We start from the raw sequence: 23,359 nt of genomic DNA, 5'->3' as shown, positions 1-23,359 counted from the left end.
TCTAATCGTCAGGAGTGACCCGAATGGGCATCGTTATCGTCAAACAACCCACCGCCACCGTCGAGATGGATGTCGAAGTCCCGCAAGCGGGAACGCTCGGCTACGACGTTACGTGGACGCTGCTGGATGCCGACGAGCTGGAGTCGTTCTCGCATTCGAAGCGCGACGTGATCGACATCATCATCGAGAACTGCAAAGGCATCGAGGGGCCTCGTGGGCTCGACGACAGTGGAGCCGAGAAGAAGAATCAGCGCACTGTCGCAGAGATCGATGAAGCTGGCCTGCGTGAGATCCTGCAGATCAACTACTACCGCCGCGCGCTGGTGCAGAGCTTCTTCGCGACCCAGCAGGGGCGAGCGGTCTACGCGGCAAAAAACTGAGCGACCTCGGTGCCGCGTGGGCAGGTGGCGGGCACCGGGGAAGCCTCAGAGAGGCGGCCAGCGTCATAGGTGTTCGGATCAAGAGCAGCTATGCACGCAACAACGACACCCAGCTATGGCCGGAGCATCGCGAGGCGTACGAGATATTTGGCGCCTGCGCAACGCAGTGGCGTGTGATCGCCGGGGTGGGTAACGCCATCCACCAGGGTATCGACTACACCGCCCTCGAATCGGTCATGCGGATGCGCGGCGTGGAGGACACGGCGGCACGTTTCGAGCAGATCCGGCACATCGAGGCCGGGGCGCTTGGTGTCATCAATAAGCGGTGAGGGGTGGCCATTGACCCCAGCGCCTGCCTGAGCCACTATCTCCTTGCCGCTGCAAAATCAGCGGCCGGGGGTGAGAGCCCGAATCAGAACAGCAGGCGCACGGCGCCAGTGGCGCTTTTTTTGCGCCCGCACGTTATGGCGGGCCGTGCGCGGGAGGCTTCGGCCTGCCGGGTTCGCCTGCGTTCCCCGGTCTCTCACCCTGCGTACGGTCCGCCCCCAATCAGCAAACCCGAATACTGTTCGGGTTCTTGATAGCCTCCTTCCCAAAGGCTTCTTGACCCCAGCGCCACCCTGCGCCACTATCTCCTTGCCGCTGCAAAATCAGCGGCCGGGTTTGGTCGCCCGAGCGAACATCAGGCGCGCAAGCGCTATCAGCGCTTTTTTTGTGCCTGCCAGTTATGGCGGGCCGTGCGTCGGAGCCTTCGGGCTGCCGGGTTCGCCTGTGTTCCCCGGTCGACCAACCTTCGTACGGTCCGCCCCCAATCCATTTGGTCGTGGAAGGGTGGACTCCAAGAACGAACCAGGAGAACACCAATATGGCTACGCAGGCCGCAAGCATCATTCCCGTCTTCACCGGCACCATCGGCCACGACACTGCCCAGCTCGTCGACGCCCGGACGCTGCATCGATTCCTCGAGGTAGGTAAGGTGTTTGGCGCGTGGATTCAGGAGCGGATCAAGCAGTACGGATTCGAAGAGAATCATGACTATCTGATTGCTTTCCAGAACGAGAAAACAAATTCCGCTCCCCGGAATGAGGGAGCGGAGGGTATTTTCCAAAACGGGAAAAAACCCCGCGGCGGCCGGCCTAGGACCGAATACCACCTCACCCTCGATATGGCCAAAGAGCTATCGATGGTCGAGCGCAACGAGAAGGGCAAACAGGCGCGGCGCTACTTCATCGAGTGCGAGAAGCAGCTGCACGCTGTCGCGCCGGAAGTCGCCCACCGCATCGCCGACGAGACTATCGGCACCGATGGCCTCAAAGTGCTCCGCGAGCTGATCGGCAAGAAGGTGCGGGTGCTACCGACCAGCGCCCGCAGCAGCGCCCAGCACCGGCTGTGGAATCTGCTGCACACCCGCTTCAACGTGCCCAAGGCGGAGATGATAGCCGCCAACGACATGGACGCCGCGGCTAACTTCGTCGGCCAGTGGGCCATCGAGGGCGAGTATCTCGAACGCGCCCGGCCAGCGCCGGCGGCCACGGCCACCGTGGACTTCCCGCGCAGGCAGAAGGCCGCCGACTTCACGCCCGAAAGCCTCTATGGCCCGGAGGCCTGGAATAGCGACCTGAGCACGATGATGGCCGAGCTCCGCCGGGCTGCCCAGTCGGGCACGCTGCTGCGCGTCGAGAACATCGACGGCGCCATGGAGGAGATGCTGGCGCTGCGCCATCTGGGCGAGATCAGTCATAAGGCGCCGGCGATCCGCGAACCCGAGACCCGCAAGTCGCAGACGCTCTACTACAGCCTGATCGCCCTGGAACACTTCCTCGAGGTGCTGGCCGGCAAGTCGCCGGCGGGGCAGGAGATCTCCGCCGAGCAGCGCCAGCACTACCAGCAGCGTGCCGAGCGCTGCGTCGCCGAGTGCATCGCCCTGGCGCAAGACCCGGGGCGGCTGGCGGAGTCCGGTGAGGTCGCCACCATCCTGCGTAACGTCGAAGCGCTCTCCGGGCGGGCCAACGCCCTGGAGCGAGATTTCGTCGAGCGCGTCGGCCCCGCGCTCAAGCTGCTCGATTCCCGCCTCTACGGCAACTGGCGCGAGCACATCGGCGTGCTGGCCCGCTATCTCAACATGAACGGCAAGCGCTCGCCGGTGCACGCGCTCTCATCGCAGTGAGGTAGGGCGCTCAAGTCAAGCCTTGCGGTCGCCGATAGCTCCAAGAGAGGAACGGCGACTGCGAGGGCGACATGGCTGACTACTGCCAGCAGTGCTCGGTGAGGGTCCACGGGCGCGACACACAAGACCTGGCTCGCCTGTGCGAGCCGGGCGCTACTGCCTGGGAGCTGTGCGAGGGCTGCGGGGACGTCGTGGAGGTGGATCACGCCGGGGTGAGGGTGGAGCGAGGCGAAGACGGCGGCATCATCAATGATGCCTGCCGAATTGTCCCGTCTCGCGATCTCACCCGCTGGCAGCGGTTGAAACGGCGTCTGTGGTGAAACTCAGAATGTCGCCGCCTGGATCTTCGTCCACGTCTTGCTGTCGGTGGTGGCCAGGATCTTCTTGCCGTCAGTAAACTTGGCCACGAACGTCACCTGCTTGGAGCGTCCGCCGGCGAGCAGGCCGGCCAGCAAACCGACGGGGCCAAGGATCACCGCCCCCGCGGCGCCCCAGCCGATGGTGCCGCCCAGGCGTTTGACGTTCTCTTCATTGGCCAGCTCGACAGCTTCAATATCCGAGGCCTCATAGCGGGCTTCTCTTTTGAAGGTGTGGTGTGGCTGGGAGAATGAGAACACTCCCCAACTGAAATTGCCGTGCAGGCCCTTGTAGTCGCCGGCGTGAATCTTGATCTCTGCCATGTCTTGCCCCCCCCTGGTTGAGATGATCATCTAATCACGAAGCACCAACCAACTGAACCTCGCCGCGGCGGGGTTTTTTATTGCCTGGAGATAAGCATGGCGCGCAACTACGAATCGGCGGTGCTGCTGACCGGTGACGCTTCCGGTGCCGTCAAGGCCATCACGCTCACCGATGATCACCTGCGCCAGCTCAACGCGCGGCAGCAGCGCAACCAGGACACCACGCGGCAGCAAAGCGAGTCCTGGGGTGGGCTCTCGACCGCGGTCAAGGGCGCGGCGGCGGCCATGGGCCTTTCTGTGGCCGGGCTCGCGGCGCTGGGCACCAGCCAGATTCGTGCGGTGGCCGAGACCGACCGGCTGGCTCAGTCGATCGGTGTGCAGACCGGGCAGCTCCAGGCCATGCAGTACGCGGCCCAGCGCGCCGGGCTAGAGCAGGACAAAATGGGTGACATCCTCAAGGATGTCTCGGACAAGATCGGCGATGCCGTGAGCAACGGCGGCGGTGAAGCCATCGACGTCCTGAACAACCTGGGCCTATCTGCACAGCGCCTGGCGGCCATGGCGCCGGACCAGCAGCTACTGGCGATCGCTCAGAATCTCGACAAGCTCGGCACCCGCGCGCAGCAGGTCAACGCGCTGGAAACGCTCGGCAACGATGCCTCGCGACTGCTACCGCTGCTGGAGAACAACGCCGCCGCGCTACGGCGGTTGATGCGCGAGGGCTACGACCTCAACGTCGCCATGAAACCGGGCGATATCGCCTCCTTCGTCGAAGCCCAGGGTGCGATCGAGACTATACACGCCGCGGTCAACGGCCTCACCAACTCGGTGCTGATCGACTTGGCGCCGGCGATCACGAGCACCGTCGAAGACATTCGTGGGTGGGTGGATGAAGCCGGCGGCATGGAGGTCGTGGTTGACCGGATCAGCAACGCCTTCGGCGTCGCTATCGATGTGGCCGAGGTTCTGTTCGCCGTCTGGCTGGGCCGCAAGGCGCACAAAGCGCTTACAGATACAGAGGGGTGGTTCCAGCGTCTGAGCACGGCTGCCAAGAGCTGGACGCCGGGTGCGATCCAGCAGCAGGTGGCCTATCAGGCGAAGCTGGGCGAGATGGCTGGCATCTCTCGCACCGCCGCGGTCTCGCAGGCCGCACTCGCTGGGACGATTCGCAGCGTGGGAACCGCAGCTCGGGGCACCTTTGCTCTGCTCGGTGGCTGGCCGGGGCTGATACTCACGGCTGGCGCGGCGCTCTACTCGTTCTCTAGCGATGCTGACGACGCTGCGGGCTCGGTCGATGTTCTCACGCAGAGCACCGACGAGTTCACCGAGTCGCTCCGCTCGATGACGAAAGTGAAAGCTGGCGCAGCATTGGTGCGTATCGCCGACGAAATCGAAGAAACGCGCGACAAGCTGCGGGACGCGGCCGCCGATGTGAGCCGCCTGAGCGGTGAGTTGGACGACAAGGGCCCGGTGCCGTTGCGCGGTCGTGATCGCGATCTCGCCCAAGACGATCTCGCCCTTGCGCTCGAGCGCGAGGAGGACGCTCGCAATCGTCTGAATCTTGCACTCGAGCGCCAGAATGCCCTTCAGGATATCGCCGCGGGCAAATTGAGTGACACCGCCGACGCCGCGAATACTGCCGCTGGCGGCTTGGGTGCCGTCGAGCGCGCGCTGGGGTCCAGCGACGAGAAGTGGGGCGAGTACCTGGCCAAGCTCAAGGCGTCCCGCGACACCCTCGGCATGACCGCGGCCGAGGCGGCGGAGTACGCCGCCGCCCAGGCCGGCTATACCGGGCTCTATGCCGAGCAGTCTGGCGCCATCGCAGGCCAGACCGAGGCGCTCAATGGCTACAAGGCCGCGATCGAACAGGGCGATCAGGCTGCTGCTGACTCGCATCTGGCCACCGCTCAGCGGTATGCCGAAGCCGAAGCGATGGTGCAGGCCGAGCTTGAAAACCTCGACAAGCTGTCCGGGTTGTTGCAGGGCGTGGAATCGGACCTCTCCGCGACAGCTCTCTCGGCCGCCCTGGTAGTGGGTGAGGGCGCGGCCGGCACGGCTGATTTGCTGGCCCGTGCCAATGCCATCATCGAAGCCCGCGCCGCGGCAATCCGCCAAACCACCACATTCGGCAGCAAGGCGCGCGAGGAGGCCCGGGCGCTCGCACAGTCGATCAAAGACGCTCAGCAGACCTACGACAGCCTACGCGAGTCGTTCGACCCGCTGGGCACCGCGGCCGACGCCTACGCCAAGAAACAGAACGCGCTCAACTTGCTGCAGCGAGAGGGCAAAGAGAGCGCCGACGCGATCGCCCAGGCGCAGGCCGAGCTGACTCGGCAGTATCACGCCAGCATCGACCCGCTGCAGGGGATTTTCGACCGCATGAACCCGGCGGCAGCGCGTGCGCGCGATTTTCGCCGAGAGCTCGAGCAGATGCAGAAAGCCGCCCGCGCCGCCGGGCGCAGCGAGCTGGAAATCACCGCGGCCACCGCGCAGCTCACAGCCGAGTTCGAAGCCGCCGAGCGCGCGGCCGACCCGCTGGCGGTCAGCGTCCAAGACGTTGTCGAGCAGTATAACCGGGCGTACTACGAGGGCCTGCGGCTGGAGCGCGAGCTGGCGGCGATCCGTGACGCCTGGGCGCGCGATCCAGCGAACGCCGAGCAGTACGCCCGCGCGGTGGCCGGCATCTCCGAGCGGATGCGAGAGCTGGCCCTCGAGTCCGACCCAGTCGCTCAGGAGATGGCGCGAGCCTGGACCGAGGCTGCCGACCGCATCGACGAGACGTTCGCCGACGCCTTTACCGGGGCGTTCGACTCGTTCGAAGACTTCAGCGGCCAGCTAATGGACGGCTTCAAGCGGCTGCTGGCCGAGCTGGCGTATCAAGCGTTTCTCCAGCCCATCGTCGTGGGTTTCACCGCCGACATGCAGCGCGGGCTGGATATTCCCGGGGCGCCCAGCGGCGCCACCACCGCGGGCGGCATCGGCCAGGTTGTGGACCAAGTCGGCGACCTCGGCGATTACGCGCAGTGGGGCAAAAAAGCGTGGAATGTCTTCAGCGGCGGCGGCAGCGCCGGCGCCTCGGGCGGGCTCTATGGCAACATCGCCAGCGGCAGCGCCGCGGCGAGCGGCGGGCTTTACGGCAATGTTGCGGCCAGCGGTGGGCTCTACGGCAATATCGCCACCGGCGGCTCGGCGGCGGGCACGGGGTTCATGGCGACTGCCGGCAGCATGGTTCCGCAGGTGGCAGCCGCGTGGGCCGCACAGCAGGCGCTCAACGCCGGCCTCGAGGGTCTCGGTGTCTATGACTGGCTCGGCCTCGACACCAGCGGCACTGGCGCACAGTGGGGTGGCACGCTGCTGGGACCGGTGGGCACGATCGGCGGCGCGATGCTAGATAATCTTTTCGGCAGCTCGCGCGAATTCGGCTTTCGATTCAGTCAGCGCGCGGAGAATCCCGAGGCTGCCGGCATCGATCTCGGCTACGACGCCGATGGCCGGCCCGGTATGCCGTGGTACAGCTCGGGTGGCTACGCCGATGGCGACCTCGGTCGCGGTCGGGATACCGCTTTCGGCTCATTCGGGTTTCTGTCGAAGGAGGTCGTCGAGCCCGCGGACATGATCGACCTGCTCGACGGGCTCGAACGGGTCGACAATCTGCTGGCCGCGGGGGCCACGGATGCGCAGGAAGCCGCCGGCCGGCAACGGCTGGATGGGTTCTACTACAAAGGCGACTCGTTCGCGGAGATGTTCGAGCAGCGCTACGGCGAGATTCGCCAGGGTTTCCTCGATAGTTCCAGCGATTTTGTCGATACGCTGATCGAGCGCGTGCCGGCGCTGACGATCGATAACGCTGAAGACCTCGCGCCCAAGCTCGCTAACGCGCTGCAGCTGGGCCAGCTGGTCGAGGGGTTCGAGGGCACATTCCGCGACTACGCCGATCGCATCGCGACCGATGTCGGGGTGCCGCTCGACGAGGCGCTGTCAACGATCCAGACCAGCTACGGAAATTTTACGTTCGTCACCGACTCGGCCAGCCAACTCGGGCTGCAATTCGACGCCCTGGGTGATGGCGCTGTCGAGGCGGCTAACCGCGTCGTCACGCTCTCCGGCGGCGTCGATGCGCTATCGCAGTCGCAGAGCGCGTTTTATCAGCTGTTCTACAGCGAGCAGGAGCGCGCCGAGCGGGCGACAGATGCGCTGCGCGACACCCTGGGCGAGGTCAATCTGTCACTGCCGAGCAGTGTCGACGGCATGCGCGATCTCGTGCAATCGCTCGATCTCACGACCGAGGCCGGGGCCGAGAGCTATGCCGCGCTCACGCGCAATAGTGCAGCAATCAGCGAGTACGTGCGGCGTCAGCAGGCCGTCGAGACTGAGCGCCAGGGTCTCGAGGACGAGCTGCTGAAAGCGCAGGGCAAGGCCACCGAGCTGCTGGCGCGCCAGCGTGAGCGGGAGCTGGCGGGGCTCGACGAGTCCAACCGCGCCCTGCAAGAGCGGATCTGGTCGCTGCAGGACGAAGCAAAGGCCCAGGAAGCGGCCGAGGCGGCGGCCGAGCGCGCCCGCGAACAAGCCGCCCTCGAATCCAGTATCTCGCTCTATGCGACCGGCACCGTCGATGCGGTGGAGGATGCCCTGGCGGGCTACGACGCGGCGATGTCCGCCGCCCAGGCGGCCGCGCAGGAGCAGCGCGCGGCGATGGAGTCGTGGCGGGACGCGGTGCGGACGGTCTCGCAGCTAGCCGACGATCTGCTGCTCTCCGATCGTTCGATCCTCGACCCCCTCGAACGGCTCGACGAGGCGCAACGGCAGTGGGTCGAGCAGTCCGTGCGCGCCGAGACCAACCCGGATGCGGCCTCGAATCTCGGGCAATCGGGCGATGCGTATCTCGAAGCGCTGGCAGCAGCCTACGGCCAGTCCAGCGCGGAGTATGCCCAGGGCGTGCTCGACGTCGAGGACACGTATCGCTCACTCGAAGACCTATATGGCGAGCAGCTCGACACCCTGGGCTCGCAGGAATCCATCGCCCGGCAGCAGCTTCGCGAGGAACAGCGCGCCACGGCCGCGCTGCGCGACCAGCTCTCGACGCTGGGCAACATCGGCGATCTACTCGGTGATCTGCCGACCACGCTCGCCCAGGCCATCGCCGAGGCCCTGCCGGGTTACGACCCCGGCTCGGTCGGCAGCGGTGGCGGGAGCATCGTCAGCGAGGACCAGTTCGACACCGCGGCGTATCTGTACAACAAGACGGCCCAGGTCAATGCGAATGCCCAGGACGGGCGCACGGACTGGACGCTCGACGAAGTGCGCGAGCGGATCATGCAGGATTACGGGTCGGTCTATCAGCATTACGTGCAGATCGGCGCGTCGGAGGGCGTGTCGCCGAGCTACGACGGCAACGACCAGTCGTCCGGCGCCGCGTTCGACCCGGATCTCTACATCGCCCGCAAACGCGACCAGCTCAATCGGACGGCGTACGAGGGAAAATCGGACTGGACGATCGACGAGGTGTGGTCCGCGTTCGCCGACGCCGGGCTGACGCCGTGGGAGCACTCGCAGCGCTACGGTGCCAAGGAGGGCATCGACGGCTATCACCGCGAGGGGCTGGATCGCGTGCCGTACGACGGCTATCGCGCGGTGCTGCACGCCGACGAGATGGTGCTGACGCGCGACATCGCCGACACCGTGCGCGCCGGCATGCAGTCGCTCGACGCCTCGCGCGCGCTGCCGCCGGCGATCGTGCCGCCGGCGTTCACCGGGGGTGGGCAGTCGGGCGCCGCGGCGTTCTCGACCGCGCGCCTCGAGCAGTTGCTCGAGCAGGCCAATCAGCGCATCGCCTCGCTCGAGGGCCAGTTGTCCGACCTGGTCGGCGCGACGGGGCGGGTGGCCAGCCACACTGGCGCGGCCCTGGAGCCGGCCCGGCGCACCGCCGAGGCCGCCGAGAGCACTGCCCGCAATGGGCGGATTTCCCGCAGGAAAGGAGTTGGCGCATGACAGATCAGGAGTTCGAGCGCTGGCTCGAGAGTCCCAGCGAGCGGCGCGTCATGCTGATCGAGATGGATCACGGCGGCGGCACGGTACAGATCGCCGATCAGCCCTACCTGGCCCCGATGGGGGACGACCTCGCCGACCCGACGTATCTCGATGTGTTGAGCGAGGCGGTGGGGATCTCGACGCGGGTCGACGGGCTGATCGAATACGGCGATCTGACGCTGATCGACGACGGCTCGATCACGCCGTGGCTGCATTATGCCTGGCGCGGCTGGCCGGTGCGGATACTGCTCGGCGACATGCGCTGGTCGAGGCATGATTTCCGGCCGCTGGCCGTGGCCACCAATCAGGGGGTGCAGTCGGGTCGCGCCGGTCGGATCGTGATGCGGATCAGCGATTCCAGCGCACTGCTCGATGACCCGATCGATACCGGCTCGCTGCCGGATGACGCGGGGCCGGTGCCGCTGGTGCTGGGGCGAGTGTTCAACGCCCCGACCTACCGGGTCTCGACCCAGACGTTGCGCTACGCGGTGAGCTATCTGCCGCTACAGAGCCTCTATGCCCGGGACATCGGCAACATCGTGCCGCGGACCGCGCACCTCGCCGACGGCGAGATGACGCTCGACAATGCCCCCGGCAATCAGAGCGACATCACTGCCGCGCCGATCGAGTCGCACGATACCCCGCTGGAAATCGTGCAGTGGGTCGCCGCGCGCTACGGCCGCGAGGTCGCCCCGACCACGTCGCTGCCGTCGGTGCGTGTCGGACTGCAGTCGAGCAACGAGATCAGCGGCGCGCAGATCCTCGACGCGCTGGCGGACACACTCGGTGCCGGCTGGATGATCGACGCCCTGGATCGCATCGACATGCGCGTGCTGACCGCCCCGACCGGCGCCGCCGAGATCACCCTCGAGCCGGACGACGTGCAGGACGCCACGCTGCAGCTCGACGAGATCGTGCCGCCCTGGGCCAGCCTGACGCTGCGCTGGGGGCGCAATTACGCCCCGCTCAACAACGTGGCGGCCATCGTCGACCAGAATGATCCGGCGCTGGCGGCCCGGCTGCGACAAGAGTGGCGGGAGACGAGTCGCTCGCAGTCGTTGCCCGATTACCCGCTCGCCGAGGCGGTGACCCTCGACACGCTGATGCAGGACGCCGGGGAGGTCGCAACCGAGTGCGAGCGGCGGCTGGCGTATCACAGCGTGCCGCGCGAGCACTGGCGTGTGACGACGTATCGGCCGACCGTCGCGCTCTATCAGTCGATCATCGTCAACGTCGGCACCGTCGCCGGTCGCCTGGGTCGTGTCACGGCCGTGCGGCAACTGGCCGGCGGCAAGGCGGAAGTGGAGTTCGTGCTATGAGCGATCAAAGCCTGCGAATGATCCTCGATAATCTGCACGACACGGCGTCGCTGACGGCGACGAGCGAGCGCTCGAGCGCCGGGGTGGAAAATACCCAGCGTAACGAGCGCAATCGGGTGTGGCGCAGCGTCGATACCGCGACGCAGGTCGTCGAGGGGACATTGAGCGTCGGCGCCTATGTCGATTGTCTCGCCATCATCGATCACAACCTGACCGCCGCCGGCTCACTGCGCATCGAGCTGCTGTCCGGCGAAACGGTGGTGCATGACTCCGGGCCGCTGGCCACCGCCGAGATCATCCCCGTCGGCGCCTGGCGGGTGGGCATCGACCCCTATGGGGCCACCTACAACGACAAGCTCGCGGTGACGATCACCGTCATCGAGACGCCCCTGGTCGCGATCACCCGCTACCGCCTCACGCTCGAGGATGCCGGCAATCCCGACGGCGGCATGCAGATCGCGCGCATCGCGCTGGGCATGGCGTTTCAGCCCACGTTCAACATGAGCTGGGGCGCGCAATCCGACTGGGTCGACAAGGCCACGCACGAGGACAGCGCCGGGCAGACGCTGCGCACGATCAATGGCGGGAGGCCGCGCCGGCAGGTTCAGTTCTCGCTCGACTGGCTGCAACCCGGCGACCGCGCGCGGCTCGTCGAGGAGCTGGCCCAGCGCGGGATGATGGCCGATGTATTTGTCGATCTTTACCCGCACCTCGCCGGTCTCGATCGCTTGGCCGCGTGTTTCGTGGGGCGACTGGCCTCGGGCTACGGCGATACCCACACCCATCCGCGCAACCGAAAATCAACGCTGACTATCACGGAGGTCTGACGTGCCCCTATTCGTACCCAGCGAGCTAAATTTCAACGACATCCGAATTACCACGGGCATGACGACCGAGTTTCCGATCCGTCTCGAGGCGTATCAGGATCGCGTCGCGCAATTCTCGGCTGAATGCCGGCAAATGGTCGCTTCGATCGACGAGACCTACACCGGCATGCAGCAGCAAATGGAGGACACCCAGGCTGCTGCAGCCCAGGCGGCCGAGGACGTCGAGCAGACCGGGCTGGATCGACAGGCCACGGGCGAGGACCGGCAGCAGACCGGCCTCGATGCCCAGGCCACGGGCGAGGACCGGCAGCAGACCGGGCTGGATGCCCAGGCCACGGCTGCCGACCGGCAGCAGACGGGGCAGGACGCCCAGGCCACGGCCGCTGACCGGCAGCAAACGGGACTCGACGTCACGGCGACGCAGCAGGCCCGCCAGGCCGCCGAAGATCTTTACGGCGATCTGCAGGCTGTGAGCGATGCCCGTACCGCCGCCGAGGGGGCGGCAACGTCAGCAGCCGAGGACGCCGATCGGGCCGAGACCGCCGCCGGTCAGGCCGAGGGGGCAGTGGCCGAGCACGAAGCGAAAACCGATGCGCACCCGCAGTACGTGAAGAAGACGACGCTGCAGGCAGATTACTACACCGCCGCCGAAGTGGACTTGAGGGTCGCCAACGCCGGCCCGTCGACGCAGGTTGGGGCGGTGGGGACGTATGCGTTCTTGCTATATCGCTATTCAACGCTGTTTGAGCCGGGTGATACGGCGGCAGGCAGCAATTTGTATTACACGAATGCAAATAACCAGGACGACCCATCGTATTTCCGAGGCCCGGTGAGCGGAACGTGGCGATGCATGGGGCACAGCTGGGCCTCCTCGGGGAATTCGAGAAAAACGTTATGGCTGAGGATCGCATGATGGATTTGAGAAATGCCGCCTACGCCGGCAACGGCACTATCGACTGCGAAATCGAACACCCCGAACTTGGGTGGATTCCTTTCACTGCATCCCCGGACGACCCCGACGAGCGCGCGCGAGGCATCTACCAGCAGATCCTCGATAGCGGGATCGAGATCGCGCCGTACGAGGTGCCACCGGTAGACGTCGAGGCCCTGGCTGCCAGCAAGCTCGATGAGATCAACCGCGCATCCGAGGCTGACCTCGTTGAGCTGCGCCGACAATACCCGCAATACGAGATCGACACCTGGCCCCAGCAGGAGGCCGAGGCTCGGGCGTGGCAGGCCGACAACAACGCCCCCACGCCGACCCTCGACGGTATCGCCGCGCGGCGTGGTATTGCATTCGATGAACTGGTGCGGCGCGTGATCGCCAACGCCGAGGCATACCGCCCGATCGTCACAGACGTCATCGGCAAGCGTCAGCGTCTCGAGGACCAGATCAGGGCGGCGGTCGACGCCGGTGATGCCGATGCGCTCCGCGCGGTGACGTGGGAGGGGCTGACTGCTGGCACCGCTACCAGCGCTTGATCCCGCCGGTAATCAGGTCCATGCACCGCGGCCCCCATAGCGCCTCAACCGCCGCCGGGCGCCAGAACAGATAGCGGATCTGCGCTTGGCCAGTATTGAGCATGATGTGAGCGTGGGAGCCGATCGCCAGCCGGTCATCGGGATCGAGCTCGTCGATGCGGCACCGGCCCGAGTAAACGAACTGGGCATGGGTCGCGTGGTACTCGATCCACTGGTCAGCCGGCGGCCGCCCCTCATGCCAGCCGCGGTCGCGCCGGGTCTGCGCCCACCTTTCAAGCGCCGCCCTGTAATTCATCGCTCACTCCCTCCAGCAGACCTACCGAATCACGTCCGCACCAGCAGCAGTGGATGCCCGCCAATCCATCGCCGGCGATCACGAAGCCGGCGATCTCTTCTCTCTCCTCAGCGCTCTCTCGGGTGCCGCAGGCACTGCACTCGACCTCTACCCAGCCAGAGCCGCTGGTGACCTCGATCACATCGACGCCTCAGCCTCAACTGGATTCCAGCTCACCAGCGCCTCGCCGTCGGCGGTGCGTGTCACTGTCACATAGTCGACGGTCTCGAACTCTTCGAGCAGACGATCCCAGTCTGCCGGGCTCTCGGTGTCGAATCGCTCCAGGCGCACATGGGTCGCCCCACGGTTGTTGGCGCCGGTGATCTGGTGCCGCACGCGCTCGGCGAGCAGCTCGTAGCTGCTGGGCTTACGTGGCTTGGCCATCTTGTGATGCCTCCCGATCACTGTATGCACATACAGTGTCGCGAAAGGGCTGGCGTGTGTCGACTGGCTAGCGTGGTGGCCGCGATGTGAAGGGTGGGATAGATGGCGGGTCGGTGCTCGCGTGTAGCGTGACTATTTCGTGCGCTACGGCGTCGCAAAAACGCGTGGTTACGTCACGTTCTGTCGCTTTGCCACGGGGCCGCATGACCTAAGCGATTGATTTTAAAGTGTGTGCACAGTGGCGCCTCGCCCTCCGGAGGCAAAGGTCAAAGGTTCGAATCCTTTAGGGCGCGCCATATTGTTACGAAAACCGCCACCCGTGCTCACGCCGGGTGGCGGTTTTTGTTTGTGGCGTGCAGGGCGCGCGGCAGCGAGTTCGAAGGAAAAGGCCGGTCTCTCTCAGCGATCGTCGAGCGCGAAGGCCAGCCCCATCTCCACATGCAGTGCGGTGGTGTCGTAGAGCGGCAGGGCGCTGTCCTGCGGGCGTAGCAACAGGGCGATTTCGGTGCAGCCGAGAATGATCGCGCGGGCGCCGCGGGCGTGCAGGTTGGCGACGATTTCACGATAGCGCGCGCGGGAGTCGTCGTTCACGATGCCCTGCACCAACTCCTCGAAGATGATGCGGTGGATCGCCTCGCGCTCGTCCTCTGCGGGGATCAGACAGTCGATGCCGTAGCGCTCGCTGAGGCGTTCGCGGTAGAAGGGCTGTTCCATGGTGAAGCGCGTGCCCAGCAGCCCGGCCTGGTCGATGCCATCCGCCGCCAAGCGTTCGCCGGTGGCATCGGCGATGTGCAGCAGCGGCATGTTCAGCGCCGCCTCGATCGCCGAGGCGACCTTGTGCATGGTGTTGGTGGCCAGCAGCAGGCACTCGGCGCCGGCGGCTTCCACTTGCCCTGCCGCCGCGGCGAGCCGCTGGCCGGCTTCTGCCCACTGGCCGCTACGCTGGAGCGCTTCGATCTCGGCAAAGTCGACGCTCACCAGCGCGATCCTGGCCGAATGGTGCCCGCCCAGGCGCTGGCGCACGCCTTCATTGAGCAGGCGATAGTAACTCTGGGTCGATTCCCAGCTCATGCCGCCGAGTACGCCGATCGTCTTCATGCGTCCCTCCGTATTGGCCAGACACTACAGCATCGATGATGGCGCGATGCCAGCGTCGTCTATGGCGGCGTGAACGTCTCAGACGAAATCCGAGAGCGGCGGGCCGCTTGTCGGGCCATGCCAGGGCGGGCGGCGGGCGATGATGAGCTCACGTACGCGGTCTGCGATCCACGCCTTGGCGTGGCGTGCCAGCGTGAAGCGGTGGTCGATGACGATGATGGCGTGGTGCAGGCTGGGCACATAGAGCGCCGGCTGATAGACCCCGGCAGGTGACGCGGGCTGGCGATACGCGCAGTAGACCGTATCGATGTCGGGAGTGCCGGCATGACAGATATGGCTATCGTAGATCGTCGCGATCTGCCGTCCGGCATAGTAGAAACGTTGCGGCGGTATCGGCACATCGAACCGCAGCCAGTCTTCATTCAGCACTAGCGTGTCTTGGCAGCGAAAACGGTTCATGGCGTCCTCGGGGTCAACACCTGAGTCAGGCTATGCGACGAAGTTGGGAAATCATCACCCATAATGTACTAATAGTACATATTAAAAGTACTAGAAGTTCAATCCGTTTTATCGGTATTGTGAAAGAGAGCGGCAGGGCAATGGGCCGGTCTGTCAGAGCGCTGTTGCGATGGGAGTCATGCGTCTGGTTCGGTCTCGTCCCGCGCCTCAGTGGCGGTCTGGCCGGTGCGCCGTAGGCGCTTTACCAGCTGCTCCAGCAGCAGCAGGTCGGCGTCTTCCAGCTCGCCGGCCTGCACCGCCGCTTCGATCAGTGATAGTGTCCGCGCGGCGCGCGCCGGCGATGGCTCGGCGACGCGCAGCGTGTTGCCAGGGGGGTACATACGCTGCCTCGCGCTCGTCGTCATCGCGCAGCATATGCCCCTGGCCGTAGTCCAGCCACGCCTCGCGCACGCCCAGCCAGCGTGCCAGCGCCACCTTCTTGGCGTGGCTCGGGCGCGCTTCGCCGTTGATCCACTTGCTCGCCGCCTTGGGGGTGACACGCACGGCGCGGGCTAGGCGTGCGCCCATCCCGTGGCCGTCCTTACCTGCGTGACGCAGTGCTTCGAGCAGGCGGGCGCTGAAGTCGTCCCGATGATCAGTGTGAACCATAGGTTCAATAGTCGCATCGCTTGAATGTACTTTCAGTACCTGATATGTCTGTACTCAAAGTACACGCTCAGCGAGGGTGCCATGAGTGCCATTCGATTTGCGGTGGAACGGGTGGGCGGGGTGTCGCGCTGCGCGCGAATCTGTGGGGTCTCACCTTCCGCGGTGTGCAAGTGGCTGCGTCGCGACTGCCTGCCGCGTACGGAGTACACCGGTGAGACGTGCCACGCGCAGCGCATGGCCACGGCCAGCGAGGGGGCGTTCAGCGCGGCATGGCTGCTGGCGCATGCCCGGCCCGAGTCGCCGGCCGGCAAGGCGCAGGTAAAACCTGACGGTCGGGCGGTCGCTGCGATGCCGGAACAGGAAAAACCGGAACAGGAAAAAAGGGCGCAAAAAAGCCCAGCCGAAGCCGGGCAACATTCAGACCATGAGTCGCCATCATAACGACCGACCGGCATCAGTTAAAATGCAAATAGCCAATGAGGCTATACGTTTTTTGAGAGCGGCTTTATCACGGGGATCACCGTACGGATTTATTGCGCCATGCGGTGAATTGTATCATTGTCAAGATTTCTATATTTACTTATTTAGATAATCATGTGCTCAGCGTAGCACCCTGACATGATTGCGCGGAAACGCAGGTCAATGGATGGGGCATGGCGCTGATTTGCCGAGATATCACTGGGTTGCCAGCGCATGACAGGTCTATCGGTTGGCGCTTGGATATGCGATCGCGCCGCTTGGCTGGCCAAAGCGGGAAGCCAATTGTCTGTCATGATAGAGCGCGGTATGGAGAATCTACCGTTCTCGCCTTCGGTGCACGAAAGCCGGCTGCGACGGACGGCATTTGCACGGTTGCCGGCGGTAAATACTCGGCTATGGGCTTGTCATCCCAGCGCTGGATGAACGCAAAACCGCCGGCACTGGGCCGGCGGTTTTTGGTGCGATAGGCCGTGTCGGCGTATCGACTTACAGGCTGGAGAAGCTCACGCTGCCATTGTCATGACCGGCCTGGTTGGCGTTGGCCAGACCTTGGGCGGCGGCGGCGCTGTGGCCTTGGGCTACCAGAGCGTTACCGCCGGCCGGGATCTGGGTCGAGAGCTGAGTCTCTTGGGCGACGTTTTGCAGTGCCTGGTCGGCTGCGGCGCTGTGGCCGCCGCTGACGGTGTCGACGCTGTAGGCGGTCGGCAGCGACTGATACTGGGCCGTCTGCTGGGTGTTAAGCTGTTCGCTCTGCTGCTCGAAGATCTGCTCGTTGATGAAGCTGTTGGCCTGGGCGGCGGTCGGCAGAGCAACGGCGAGTGCGACGGCGGCGAGAATACGTGCTTTCATGGTGTTACCTCCAATCATATCGTTGTGTGACCTGCCATTCCGTGGTGGTCACCCCTTGCGGGTCGTCGCTTGGCGACGTCGGAAACGGCACTGGCCTTTTCCGGGGGCGGCTCCTTGCCCCCGACCGTTGACGACAGTATGGAGATGAGTACGTTAGTCTGCTAATCACGTCTACCGAATTCGATTATCGATGCGATTGATACGAAAGTCGTAACTCGCCGCGTCCTGGCCTTGCGCGGGCGCGTCGGCACGCTAGGATGGGCCGCGATCGCCCGCCCACGCACTCTCAGGAATCTGCCCATGTCTTCACGCCCCCCTGCTGCCGGCCAGAGCGCCGAGCCCCACGCCAACGTGGGCGAGGTCGCCTATCTCCGCGTGTCGCGGGTCACCGATATCGGCGCCTTTCTGAACTGGGGGCGGCCCAAGGAGCTCTTGCTGCCGTTCGGCGAGCAGCGCTTTCGCCCCGATGAGGGCAAGCGCGTGCTGGTGATGATCTACGTCGACGATCGCATGCGGCCGGTGGCGAGCATGAAGCTCGACCGTTTTGTGCAGGACGAGTCCGAGGGACTGGCGGCGGGTGATGCCGTGCGGCTGACCATCGCCGATCTCACCGACCTCGGCGCCAAGGCGGTGGTCAATCATCGCTTCTGGGGCCTGCTCTATCACGATGACATCAGCCGTCCGCTGCGCCGGGGCGACAGTGTCCAGGGCTATGTGAAAAGGGTGCGCGAGGATGGCCGGCTCGATCTCTCGCTGCTGCCGCCGGGGGCGGCGCGGATCGATGTGGTGGGCGAGAAGATCCTCGCCGAACTGGCCCGCCACGACGGCTTTCTGGCGCTCGGCGACAAGAGCCCGGCGGAGACGATCAAGGCCCGCCTCGGCGTCAGCAAGAACGCCTTCAAGCAGGCCATCGGCCGCCTCTACAAGCAGCGCCGGATCGTGATCGAAGACGACGGCATCCGCCTACGTGCGGACGCTGACGCCGACTGAATCAGCGCCATGCTGACAGCCAGCCCAGGCCCGCTTCGGTCTCCCCCCTCGGCCGATACTCGCAGCCCAGCCAGCCGGCGTAGCCGGCGGCATCGAGCTGGGCGAACAGCCAGGGATAGTTGACCTCGCCGGTGTCCGGCTCGTGGCGCTCCGGCACCCCGGCGATCTGGATATGGCCGACCCCGTCACGGTAGCGCTGATAGGTCTTCCAGATGTCTCCGTCCATGATCTGGGTGTGGTAGAAGTCCATCTGCACCTTGACGTTGGGTTCGCCGAGCTCGGCGAGCAGCGCATGCCCGTCGGCCTGATGGTTGAGGAAGTAGCCCGGCATGTCGCGGGTGTTGATCGGCTCGATCAGTAGCGTGCGCCCGTGCTCGGCCAGCTTGCGCGCGGCGACGCGCAGGTTCTCCAGATAGGTCTCGCGCATCGCCTGGAATGACACGCCCTCCGCGACCAGCCCGGCCATGGCGTGCAGCTGGGTGCAGCCGAGCGCCTCGGCGTAGCGCAGTGTGGTGTCGACGCTGGCGCGGAACTCCCTTTCGCGCCCGGGCAGCGCGGCCAGTCCCCGCTCACCCGCCTCCCAGTCTCCCGGCGGCAGATTGAACAGCACCTGGGTCAGCCCGTGGCGCTCGAGCGCGTCGGCGATGTCCGCCGGCTCGCAGGCATAGGGGAACAGGAACTCGACCCCGGTGAAGCCGCACTCGGCGGCGCGGGCGAAGCGCTCGAGAAACGGCACCTCGTTGAACATCATGCTCAGGTTGGCGGCAAAGCGTGGCATGGCGTGGCTCTCTCGTCGGTTCAGCTAGCTCTCGGTGAGGCGTCGGTTCAGCTCGGGTCGTTGGCGGCGCTGCCGGGCAGGCTGATGCCCGGATAGACCTTGACCACCGCCGAGTCGTCCTCGCGCCCCAGGCCCTGGGCGGAGGCGAGGGTGAACTGGTTGAGCGCCTGGGCGGTCAGCGGCAGCGGGAACTTGTCGCGATGGGCGGTATCGTGAACGATCCCCAGATCCTTGACGAAGATATCCACCGCCGAGTGCGGGGTGTAGTCGCCGGCCAGGATATGCGGCACCCGGTTCTCGAACATCCATGAGTTGCCGGCGCTCTGGGTGATCACCTCGTAGAGGGTCTGCGGGTCGCAGCCGCCGCGAATGCCGTAGGCCATCGCCTCGGCGGCGGCGGCGATGTGCACGCCCGCCAGCAGCTGATTGACCAGCTTCACCTGGGAGCCCTGGCCGAGCTCGTCGCCGAGCCGGAACACCTTGGCCGCCAGCGCATCGAGCACCTTGCCGGCGCGCGCGTAGAGCGCCGCGGGGCCGGAGGTCATCATCGTCAGCTGGCCCTGGGCGGCTTTCACCGAGCCGCCGGAGATCGGCGCATCGAGCAGCTGGATATCGTGGGCGGCGAGTTCTGCGCCGAGGTCACGCACCGCTTCCGGGGCGCAGGTGGCGCACGAGATCACCACGCTGCCCGGGGCCAGCCCGCCCTGCGCCTGCACCAGCCCGGCATCCCCAAACAGCGCGTCACGCGTCTGCGCGGCGTTGACCACCACGGTGAGCACGATCTCGACCTCGGCGGCCATCTCGGCCGGCGTGGCGACGGCGTGGCCGCCGGCGGCGGCGAACTGCTCGCGGGCCTCCGGGCGCAGGTCGCAGCCCCAGGTCTCGAAGCCCGCCTTGACCAGCGAAGTGGCCATGCCCATGCCCATCGAACCGAGCCCGATCAGGCCGACCTTGGGGTTGGCGCCGGTGCCGTCAGCGCCGGCGGTGTTGTGCTGTGTCATGCCTTCTCTCCTTGCTTGTCTTTGACTGGCCTGTCTTTGCCTTGTCTGTCTTTGCCTTGTCTGTCTTTGCCTTGTCTGTCTTTGACTGGCCTTGGTTTATTCCGGCGCGCCCGGGCGCTGTGCCTGGAGGCGCGCGATCAGGTCTTCGGGCGCCTGGCGCAGACGCACCTCGGCGTGTTCCAGATGGCGGGCGGCGGCCTGTGCCGCGGCCTCGGCATCGCCGGCGGCGATCGCGTCGACGATCGCCTGGTGCTCGGCGACCACCTGCTGCATGAAGGTCTCGCGCAGCGATTCGTTGGTCCTTGTGACCTGGATCGCGTGGTGCAGGAAGCGGTTGTAAAAGTCGAGCACCGCGGTGAAGTGGGCGTTGTGCGCCGCCTCGGCGATGGCGCGGTGGAAGGCCAGGTCCTGCTCCACGCCGGAGAGGCCGGCCTCCACCGCTTCGTCGATATCCACCATGGCGTTGCGGATGCGCCGCAGCTGCGAGGGCGTGCGCCGGCTGGCGGCGAGCCGGGCGGCTTCCACCTCCAGCGGCCGGCGCAGTTCGAGCACTTCGATCACCGAGGCGAGATCCGAGTCGGGCAGGGCCAGGCGCAGGGACACGGTCGGCGCGTCGGCGACGAAGCTGCCGCTGCCGCGACGCGAAGTGACCAGGCCGGCGTTGCGCAGCATCGAGATCGCCTCGCGCACCACCGAACGGCTGATGCCGAAGCGCTGGCCCAGCGCGGCCTCGGTGGGCAGGCGCTCGCCGCGGGCCCACTCGCCGCTCTGGATCGCTTCGCTCAGCCGCGTGGCCACCTGCTCCGAGAGCTGGGGGCCGCGCGAGGGCGCCGAGATGTCTCCACTCACAGTGTGCTCCTTATACGTTGGTCGTAGCTTTGGGCCGGGAAACGCCGTCATGGCGCCTGTCATAGACCCTATCCGACCAAAGGCGATGTTGCTGCCAAGCATAATTTGTCAGACAAGATGCTAAATCTCAAACGCCCGCGCCATTCGCCTTTGGTCAGGCAGCGCCTAGGGCAGGGCGCTCAACCAGGAGAACAAGCATGCATGTCATCGTCACAGGGGGCGCCGGCTTTCTCGGCGCCAGACTGATCAGCCGGCTGCTGTCGGGAGAGATCACCATCGACGGGGAAGCGGTCACGCGGGTGACGTCGATCGATCTGGCGGCGTGTCCGCTCGACGATACGCGGGTCGAGTCGCTGAGCGGAGATGTCGCCGACCCGGCGCTGGTGGCCTCGGCGTTCGCTACGGACACCGGCGCCGTGTGCCACCTGGCCGCGGTGGTGAGCGCCCAGGCCGAGGCCGATTTCGAGCTCGGCATGCGGGTCAACCTGGAGGCGACGCGCACGCTGCTCGACGCCTGTCGCGAGCGTTCGCAGCCGCTGCGTTTCCTGTTCGCCAGTTCGCTGGCGGTGTTCGGGCCGGGGCTCGAACAGCCGGTGGCCGAGGCGATCGGCCCGCAGCCGCGCTCCTCCTACGGGGCGCAGAAGGCGATCGGCGAGCTGCTGGTCAACGACTACAGCCGGCGCGGCTTCGTCGATGGCCGGGTCTGTCGCCTGCCCACCATCGTGGTGCGCCCGGGCAAGCCCAATCAGGCGGCGTCGTCGTTCGCCAGCGCGATCATCCGCGAGCCGCTGGCCGGTATCGAGACCACTTGCCCGGTGTCCGGCGAGCTGGCGCTGTGGCTCTCCTCGCCGCGCACCGTGGTCGAGAACCTGGCCCAGACGCTGGCGCTGCCGGCGGAACGGCTCGGTGCCTGGCGCACCCTCAACCTGCCCGGGATCACGGTCACGGTGAACGAGATGCTGGCGGCGCTGGAGCGCAGCGCCGGTGCGGCCGCGCGTGAGCGGGTGCGCTTCGAACCCGATGCGCGCATCGACGCCATCGTCGCCAGTTGGCCCGGCGGGCTGGAAGTCACGCAGTCGCTGGCCCTGGGGCTGCGCGCGGATGCCGACTTCGACGCCATCATCCGCGCCTACCGCGAAGATGAACTCAACGATAAATCCAATCAAGGAGTCCACCCATGACAGACGCTGCTGTCGCAGGTCCCCAGGTCATCATCGGCCTGGGTATCGCTATCTTCGTGATGATCGCGCTGGTCATCAAAACCCGGGTGCATGCGCTGCTGGCGCTGGTGATCGCCGCTTCGATCGCCGGGCTGATCGGTGGGATGTCGCCCAATGCGGTGATCGATGCGATCACCACCGGTTTCGGCAAGACGCTCTCCACCATCGGCCTGGTGATCGGCTTCGGGGTGATGATGGGGCGGATTCTGGAAGTTTCCGGGGCGGGGCAGCGCATGGCCTACGCGATCCTCAGGCTGCTCGGCAAGGAGCGCGAGGATTGGGCCATGGCGATCACCGGCTATATCGTCTCGATCCCTATCTTCTGCGACTCCGCCTACGTGATTCTCAACCCGCTGGTGCGGGCGCTGGCGCGCAACAGCGGGCGTTCGGTCCTCACCCTGGGGATCGCGCTCGCCTCGGGGCTGGCGGTGACCCACAGCGCGGTGCCGCCGACCCCGGGCCCGCTGGGCGTCGCCGGCATCTTCGGGGTGGATATCGGGCTGATGATCGCCTGGGGCATCGTGTTCACGGCCCCGGCGCTGATCGTGATGGTGCTCTATGCACGCATCATGGGCCCGCGCATCGAGGCGATGATCGAGCGCGACGTGCCCGGTTCGCTCAAGCGTGACGATACCGACCCGGTCGCCACGCCGCTGGCGGAGTCCGAGCTGCCGTCGCTGTTCAAGGCGGTGCTGCCGATCGTGCTGCCGATCGGGCTGATCTTCCTGAATACCCTGGTGACCGCGCTGACCGGCGGTGGCGATGCCCCGGGCGCCGTCGTCCAGGTGGTGCAGTTCGTCGGCCATCCGGTCATCGCGGTGGGTATCGGCGTGCTGGCGGCGGTCTACGGCCTGGTGCCGAAGATGCCCAAGGATCAGGTGCTGGCGCATCTGGAAAAGGGCGTCGAGAGTGCCGGTATCATCCTGCTGGTGACCGGTGCCGGGGGCGCGCTGGGGGCGGTGCTGCGGGCCAGCGGCGCGGGTGACTACATCGGTCAGAGCATTGCCGGGCTGGCGTTGCCGGCGGTGCTGATTCCGTTTCTGATCGCGACCCTGGTGCGCTTCGTGCAGGGCAGCGGCACGGTGTCGATGATCACAGGGGCCTCGATCTCGGCGCCGATCCTCTCTGCCATGCCCGACGTCAACATGGTGCTGGCGGCGCAGGCGGCGTGTCTGGGCGGGCTCTTCTTCAGCTACTTCAACGATAGCTACTTCTGGGTGGTCAACCGTCTGCTCGGGGTCAAGACCGCCAAGCACCAGCTGCAGGTGCTGTCGGTACCCACTACCCTCGGCTGGGCCACCGGCCTGGTGGCGCTGCTGATCGCCAACGCCTTCATGGGGTAGTGCCCCAAGCGGTATCTGTGCGACCGGCGCCCGGGGCTGTCACC

23 protein-coding genes and 1 pseudogene are annotated in these 23,359 nt (G+C 66.0%); 13 read left to right on the top strand and 11 right to left on the bottom strand.

What is annotated here, in order from left to right; all coding sequences use genetic code 11:
• Window positions 1–23: 23 nt before the first annotated feature.
• The 4 genes from QO259_RS17085 (at window position 24) to QO259_RS17070 (ending at window position 2,867) form a co-directional block, all read left to right on the top strand.
• Complete coding sequence (locus tag QO259_RS17085) at window positions 24–380, top strand: hypothetical protein (protein ID WP_285950882.1); 357 nt, start codon at window positions 24–26, stop codon at window positions 378–380.
• A complete protein-coding gene (locus QO259_RS17080; protein ID WP_353057331.1) occupies window positions 377–709 on the top strand; it encodes a DUF1799 domain-containing protein in 333 nt (110 codons plus the stop codon). The genes QO259_RS17085 and QO259_RS17080 overlap by 4 nt, the downstream gene beginning before the upstream one ends.
• A 398-nt stretch (window positions 710–1,107) precedes the next feature.
• On the top strand, window positions 1,108–2,547 hold the full coding sequence (locus QO259_RS17075; protein ID WP_353057300.1) for an antA/AntB antirepressor family protein: 1,440 nt from the start codon (window positions 1,108–1,110) through the stop codon (window positions 2,545–2,547).
• Between the two features lie 71 nt (window positions 2,548–2,618).
• Window positions 2,619–2,867, top strand: coding sequence for a hypothetical protein (locus QO259_RS17070; RefSeq protein WP_285950880.1), 249 nt, complete (start codon window positions 2,619–2,621; stop codon window positions 2,865–2,867).
• Window positions 2,868–2,870: 3 nt separating this feature from the next.
• Here QO259_RS17070 and QO259_RS17065 read toward each other — a convergent pair whose 3' ends face one another.
• Window positions 2,871–3,227, bottom strand: coding sequence for a hypothetical protein (locus QO259_RS17065; RefSeq protein WP_285950879.1), 357 nt, complete (start codon window positions 3,225–3,227; stop codon window positions 2,871–2,873).
• 96 nt (window positions 3,228–3,323) lie between these two features.
• Here QO259_RS17065 and QO259_RS17060 point away from each other — a divergent pair, with 96 nt between their 5' ends.
• From QO259_RS17060 to QO259_RS17040, 5 genes are read left to right on the top strand one after another with little or no spacing between them, the layout of a single operon-like run.
• Window positions 3,324–9,215 (top strand): coiled-coil domain-containing protein, encoded by a 5,892-nt coding sequence (locus tag QO259_RS17060; RefSeq protein WP_285950878.1) that lies wholly within the window; start codon window positions 3,324–3,326, stop codon window positions 9,213–9,215.
• On the top strand, window positions 9,212–10,573 hold the full coding sequence (locus tag QO259_RS17055; protein ID WP_285950877.1) for a hypothetical protein: 1,362 nt from the start codon (window positions 9,212–9,214) through the stop codon (window positions 10,571–10,573). The genes QO259_RS17060 and QO259_RS17055 overlap by 4 nt, the downstream gene beginning before the upstream one ends.
• Window positions 10,570–11,400 carry a hypothetical protein gene (locus tag QO259_RS17050; protein ID WP_285950876.1) on the top strand — a complete coding sequence of 277 codons (831 nt, stop codon included), beginning with the start codon at window positions 10,570–10,572 and terminating at the stop codon, window positions 11,398–11,400. Before QO259_RS17055 ends, QO259_RS17050 begins: the two co-directional genes overlap by 4 nt.
• Window position 11,401: 1 nt before the next feature.
• Window positions 11,402–12,313 carry a hypothetical protein gene (locus QO259_RS17045; RefSeq protein WP_285950875.1) on the top strand — a complete coding sequence of 304 codons (912 nt, stop codon included), beginning with the start codon at window positions 11,402–11,404 and terminating at the stop codon, window positions 12,311–12,313.
• On the top strand, window positions 12,313–12,882 hold the full coding sequence (locus tag QO259_RS17040; RefSeq protein WP_285950874.1) for an HI_1402-related protein: 570 nt from the start codon (window positions 12,313–12,315) through the stop codon (window positions 12,880–12,882). The genes QO259_RS17045 and QO259_RS17040 overlap by 1 nt, the downstream gene beginning before the upstream one ends.
• On the opposite strand, the gene QO259_RS17035 is transcribed toward QO259_RS17040, so the two are convergent.
• The 6 genes from QO259_RS17035 to QO259_RS17010 all read right to left on the bottom strand — a co-directional run bounded on the left by QO259_RS17035 (window position 12,869) and on the right by QO259_RS17010 (window position 15,537).
• Window positions 12,869–13,177: a hypothetical protein gene (locus tag QO259_RS17035; RefSeq protein WP_285950873.1), complete on the bottom strand. Its 309-nt coding sequence runs from the start codon at window positions 13,175–13,177 to the stop codon at window positions 12,869–12,871. The two genes, QO259_RS17040 and QO259_RS17035, sit on opposite strands and share 14 nt — an antisense overlap.
• A complete protein-coding gene (locus QO259_RS17030; RefSeq protein ID WP_285950872.1) occupies window positions 13,155–13,358 on the bottom strand; it encodes a hypothetical protein in 204 nt (67 codons plus the stop codon). Before QO259_RS17030 ends, QO259_RS17035 begins: the two co-directional genes overlap by 23 nt.
• Entirely contained in the window at window positions 13,355–13,600 is a 246-nt protein-coding gene (locus tag QO259_RS17025; protein WP_285950871.1) for a DUF1654 domain-containing protein, read from the bottom strand. Before QO259_RS17025 ends, QO259_RS17030 begins: the two co-directional genes overlap by 4 nt.
• 399 nt (window positions 13,601–13,999) lie before the next feature.
• The gene (locus QO259_RS17020; RefSeq protein WP_285950870.1) at window positions 14,000–14,698 is read right to left on the bottom strand and encodes an aspartate/glutamate racemase family protein; all 699 of its coding nucleotides are present in this window, start codon (window positions 14,696–14,698) and stop codon (window positions 14,000–14,002) included.
• Between the two features lie 78 nt (window positions 14,699–14,776).
• Window positions 14,777–15,157: a hypothetical protein gene (locus QO259_RS17015; RefSeq protein ID WP_285950869.1), complete on the bottom strand. Its 381-nt coding sequence runs from the start codon at window positions 15,155–15,157 to the stop codon at window positions 14,777–14,779.
• Window positions 15,158–15,333: 176 nt separating this feature from the next.
• Window positions 15,334–15,537: a hypothetical protein gene (locus tag QO259_RS17010; protein WP_285950868.1), complete on the bottom strand. Its 204-nt coding sequence runs from the start codon at window positions 15,535–15,537 to the stop codon at window positions 15,334–15,336.
• A gap of 349 nt (window positions 15,538–15,886) precedes the next feature.
• Here QO259_RS17010 and QO259_RS17005 point away from each other — a divergent pair, with 349 nt between their 5' ends.
• Entirely contained in the window at window positions 15,887–16,246 is a 360-nt protein-coding gene (locus tag QO259_RS17005; RefSeq protein ID WP_285950867.1) for a helix-turn-helix domain-containing protein, read from the top strand.
• A gap of 525 nt (window positions 16,247–16,771) precedes the next feature.
• Here QO259_RS17005 and QO259_RS17000 read toward each other — a convergent pair.
• Complete coding sequence (locus QO259_RS17000; RefSeq protein ID WP_285950866.1) at window positions 16,772–17,134, bottom strand: hypothetical protein; 363 nt, start codon at window positions 17,132–17,134, stop codon at window positions 16,772–16,774.
• 300 nt (window positions 17,135–17,434) lie between these two features.
• Here QO259_RS17000 and QO259_RS16995 point away from each other — a divergent pair, with 300 nt between their 5' ends.
• Window positions 17,435–18,124, top strand: coding sequence for a CvfB family protein (locus tag QO259_RS16995; protein ID WP_285950865.1), 690 nt, complete (start codon window positions 17,435–17,437; stop codon window positions 18,122–18,124).
• Between the two features lies 1 nt (window position 18,125).
• Here QO259_RS16995 and otnI read toward each other — a convergent pair whose 3' ends face one another.
• The 3 genes and pseudogenes from otnI to QO259_RS16980 form a co-directional block, all read right to left on the bottom strand.
• Entirely contained in the window at window positions 18,126–18,902 is a 777-nt protein-coding gene (otnI, locus tag QO259_RS16990; RefSeq protein ID WP_285950864.1) for a 2-oxo-tetronate isomerase, read from the bottom strand.
• Between the two features lie 47 nt (window positions 18,903–18,949).
• Window positions 18,950–19,933 (bottom strand): annotated as a pseudogene (gene ltnD, locus QO259_RS16985) (L-threonate dehydrogenase); the annotation flags it as partial.
• A 66-nt stretch (window positions 19,934–19,999) separates the two neighbouring features.
• The gene (locus tag QO259_RS16980) at window positions 20,000–20,752 is read right to left on the bottom strand and encodes a FadR/GntR family transcriptional regulator (RefSeq protein ID WP_233076796.1); all 753 of its coding nucleotides are present in this window, start codon (window positions 20,750–20,752) and stop codon (window positions 20,000–20,002) included.
• A gap of 197 nt (window positions 20,753–20,949) precedes the next feature.
• On the opposite strand from QO259_RS16980, the gene denD reads away from it, so the two are divergent.
• Window positions 20,950–21,933, top strand: a complete 984-nt coding sequence (denD, locus tag QO259_RS16975; RefSeq protein ID WP_285950862.1) for a D-erythronate dehydrogenase — start codon at window positions 20,950–20,952, stop codon at window positions 21,931–21,933.
• Window positions 21,930–23,315, top strand: coding sequence for a GntP family permease (locus QO259_RS16970; protein ID WP_285950861.1), 1,386 nt, complete (start codon window positions 21,930–21,932; stop codon window positions 23,313–23,315). The genes denD and QO259_RS16970 overlap by 4 nt, the downstream gene beginning before the upstream one ends.
• Window positions 23,316–23,359: the final 44 nt, after the last annotated feature.

The sequence above is a fragment of the Salinicola sp. JS01 genome (assembly GCF_030284585.1).
GTDB lineage: Bacteria > Pseudomonadota > Gammaproteobacteria > Pseudomonadales > Halomonadaceae > Salinicola.
The sequence above is the reverse complement of the archived record's forward strand: the minus strand, read 5'-3'. Positions and strand labels throughout refer to the sequence as shown.

Bases quoted from the DNA above. Each gene is read 5' to 3' on its own strand.
- QO259_RS17085 (WP_285950882.1), top strand. From the start codon at position 24: ATGGGCATCGTTATCGTCAAACAACCCACCGCCACCGTCGAGATGGAT.
- QO259_RS17075 (WP_353057300.1), top strand. From the start codon at position 1,108: ATGGCGGGCCGTGCGTCGGAGCCTTCGGGCTGCCGGGTTCGCCTGTGT.
- QO259_RS17070 (WP_285950880.1), top strand. From the start codon at position 2,619: ATGGCTGACTACTGCCAGCAGTGCTCGGTGAGGGTCCACGGGCGCGAC.
- QO259_RS17065 (WP_285950879.1), bottom strand. From the start codon at position 3,227: ATGGCAGAGATCAAGATTCACGCCGGCGACTACAAGGGCCTGCACGGC.
- QO259_RS17060 (WP_285950878.1), top strand. From the start codon at position 3,324: ATGGCGCGCAACTACGAATCGGCGGTGCTGCTGACCGGTGACGCTTCC.
- QO259_RS17055 (WP_285950877.1), top strand. From the start codon at position 9,212: ATGACAGATCAGGAGTTCGAGCGCTGGCTCGAGAGTCCCAGCGAGCGG.
- QO259_RS17050 (WP_285950876.1), top strand. From the start codon at position 10,570: ATGAGCGATCAAAGCCTGCGAATGATCCTCGATAATCTGCACGACACG.
- QO259_RS17040 (WP_285950874.1), top strand. From the start codon at position 12,313: ATGGATTTGAGAAATGCCGCCTACGCCGGCAACGGCACTATCGACTGC.
- QO259_RS17035 (WP_285950873.1), bottom strand. From the start codon at position 13,177: ATGAATTACAGGGCGGCGCTTGAAAGGTGGGCGCAGACCCGGCGCGAC.
- QO259_RS17025 (WP_285950871.1), bottom strand. From the start codon at position 13,600: ATGGCCAAGCCACGTAAGCCCAGCAGCTACGAGCTGCTCGCCGAGCGC.
- QO259_RS17020 (WP_285950870.1), bottom strand. From the start codon at position 14,698: ATGAAGACGATCGGCGTACTCGGCGGCATGAGCTGGGAATCGACCCAG.
- QO259_RS17015 (WP_285950869.1), bottom strand. From the start codon at position 15,157: ATGAACCGTTTTCGCTGCCAAGACACGCTAGTGCTGAATGAAGACTGG.
- QO259_RS17010 (WP_285950868.1), bottom strand. From the start codon at position 15,537: ATGTACCCCCCTGGCAACACGCTGCGCGTCGCCGAGCCATCGCCGGCG.
- QO259_RS17005 (WP_285950867.1), top strand. From the start codon at position 15,887: ATGAGTGCCATTCGATTTGCGGTGGAACGGGTGGGCGGGGTGTCGCGC.
- QO259_RS17000 (WP_285950866.1), bottom strand. From the start codon at position 17,134: ATGAAAGCACGTATTCTCGCCGCCGTCGCACTCGCCGTTGCTCTGCCG.
- QO259_RS16995 (WP_285950865.1), top strand. From the start codon at position 17,435: ATGTCTTCACGCCCCCCTGCTGCCGGCCAGAGCGCCGAGCCCCACGCC.
- otnI (WP_285950864.1), bottom strand. From the start codon at position 18,902: ATGCCACGCTTTGCCGCCAACCTGAGCATGATGTTCAACGAGGTGCCG.
- denD (WP_285950862.1), top strand. From the start codon at position 20,950: ATGCATGTCATCGTCACAGGGGGCGCCGGCTTTCTCGGCGCCAGACTG.
- QO259_RS16970 (WP_285950861.1), top strand. From the start codon at position 21,930: ATGACAGACGCTGCTGTCGCAGGTCCCCAGGTCATCATCGGCCTGGGT.